Below are 2,258 nucleotides of genomic sequence, written 5' to 3'. Positions count from 1 at the left end.
TTCCGCCAACAAGGGTTTAACTCCAAATCAGAAAGAAGAAAATTATTTTAAGAAAATATAGCTCATTTTGTGTCTAAATATTTGACATTGGTCCAGTGTACAATTGATTCATTCCGATACAAATGAAATGAAGGCAAATAATATTAAATTAGGCGATGTTTATTTTTTTTTAGGTTTGCCTAATATTTTGCTTTAATTTTATAAAAAAGAGGTGTATACTTATAATATTCTTAAAGGAAGGTGGAAATATTTTGAAAGATACAACAAGTCAGTCTGGTAAAGAGCACAAACCTCGATTAATTCAGCATGCGAATGGTCCCTCTTTAGAGGAAATTAACGGAACTGTCGAGGTACCCAAAGGCAAAGGCTTTTGGAAAACCCTGTTCGCCTATTCTGGACCGGGAGCATTAGTTGCTGTGGGATATATGGATCCAGGCAACTGGTCTACTTCGATTACGGGTGGGCAAAACTTCCAGTATTTATTAATGTCGGTCATTTTAATGTCTAGTTTAATTGCAATGCTATTACAATATATGGCTGCTAAATTGGGAATTGTTAGTCAAATGGATTTAGCTCAAGCAATTCGAGCGAGAACGAGTAAAAAACTAGGAATCATTTTATGGATTTTAACGGAATTAGCGATTATGGCAACAGATATTGCGGAAGTAATTGGCGCATCAATTGCTCTTTATTTACTTTTTAATATTCCGCTTGTCGTCGCAGTCTTTATTACGGTATTTGATGTTTTAATATTATTGTTGTTAACGAAAGTTGGTTTTAGAAAAATTGAAGCAATAGTTGTCTGTTTGATTTTTGTAATTCTTTTTGTGTTTGTTTATCAAGTAGCGTTGTCTGATCCTAATTGGGGGGATGTACTTAAAGGATTGGTTCCGACTGGTGAAACGTTCTCCTCTACACATTCAATTGGTGGTCAAACGCCTTTAACTGGTGCATTAGGGATTATTGGTGCAACCGTTATGCCTCATAATTTATATCTACATTCGGCTGTGTCTCAGACTCGAAAGATAAATCGTACGGATGAAGATGAAATCGCCAATGCTGTACGATTTTCAACATGGGATTCTAACATTCAATTGACTCTCGCTTTTTTTGTTAACTCCTTATTGCTCATAATGGGAGTTGCTGTTTTTAAAACAGGGGCAGTGAAAGATCCATCATTCTTTGGGTTGTATGAGGCTTTATCAAATTCGGATACATTGAGTAACGGAATTTTAATCACCGTTGCAAAATCAGGTCTTCTTTCTACATTATTCGCAGTCGCGTTACTAGCTTCTGGACAAAATTCAACGATTACCGGAACTTTAACTGGACAAGTAATTATGGAGGGATTCATTCATATGAGAATGCCAATTTGGCTAAGACGCTTAATTACGCGTTTGATTTCAGTTATCCCAGTGTTAATCTGTGTAATTATTACAAGCAGGCAAGGAACGATTCGGGAGCACACAGCGTTAAATACACTAATGAATAATTCACAAGTCTTCTTAGCTTTTGCGTTACCATTTTCGATGGTACCATTATTAATGATGACCAATAGTGAGGTGGAAATGGGAAGCCGGTTTAAAAATTCGATAGTTATTCGGATAATAGGATGGGGTTCAGTAATTGGATTGACATATTTAAATTTGATTGGATTGCCCGGCCAAATTGAAGGTTTTTTTGGTGAAAAGGTGACATCAAGCCAACTTGTACTAGCTGATTCTATTGCCTATGTCATTATCGTCGCAGTATTACTACTGTTAGCGTGGACAATTATTGAACTGTATAAAGGAAATAAAAAATATAATCAATTAATTAATGAAAGGTAAGAAGCACTATGGAAGGATTTGATGAATTTAAAAATATTTTAGTTGGGGTAGATGAATCAGAAGGAGCTCAAAAAGCCTTTCAATATGCTGTAAAGCAAGCGAGTAAAACTGGAGCCGCATTACTGATTGCCTCAATTTTAGAAATTGAAGAGCTGAATGTTTATGAAGCGTTAGACCCTGAGTACTTGAGGCAGAAACAAAGTCAATTGTCACTTAATTTGGAAAAGTACAAACAATATGCAGAAAATAGCGGTGTAAAAAACATTCAGCTGTACAGTGGAGAAGGTGATCCGGCCGAGGAAATTACTAAGACGATTTTGCCAGCAACATCTGCAGATATCTTAATCATTGGATCGCGATCAATGCATGGAATTAAAGGATATTTTGGTTCGCATGCTACTTATATGGTTAAAAATTCTCCAATCTCAA

The 2,258-nt window shown here is 35.9% G+C and carries 2 protein-coding genes; both read left to right on the top strand.

What is annotated here, in order from left to right; translation table 11 throughout:
- The first annotated feature begins 251 nt into the window (after positions 1 to 251).
- On the top strand, positions 252 to 1,829 hold the full coding sequence (locus AB0N16_RS41635) for an Nramp family divalent metal transporter (RefSeq protein ID WP_014011560.1): 1,578 nt from the start codon (positions 252 to 254) through the stop codon (positions 1,827 to 1,829).
- 8 nt (positions 1,830 to 1,837) lie between these two features.
- Positions 1,838 to 2,258: universal stress protein (locus tag AB0N16_RS41630; RefSeq protein ID WP_365806018.1), on the top strand; the 421-nt coding region annotated here is incomplete at its 3' end.

The organism is Streptomyces sp. NPDC051105, from assembly GCF_040682795.1.
Taxonomy (GTDB): domain Bacteria; phylum Actinomycetota; class Actinomycetes; order Streptomycetales; family Streptomycetaceae; genus Streptomyces.
Note: the sequence above shows the minus strand (reverse complement) of the source record. Positions and strands in the feature narration are given on the sequence as shown.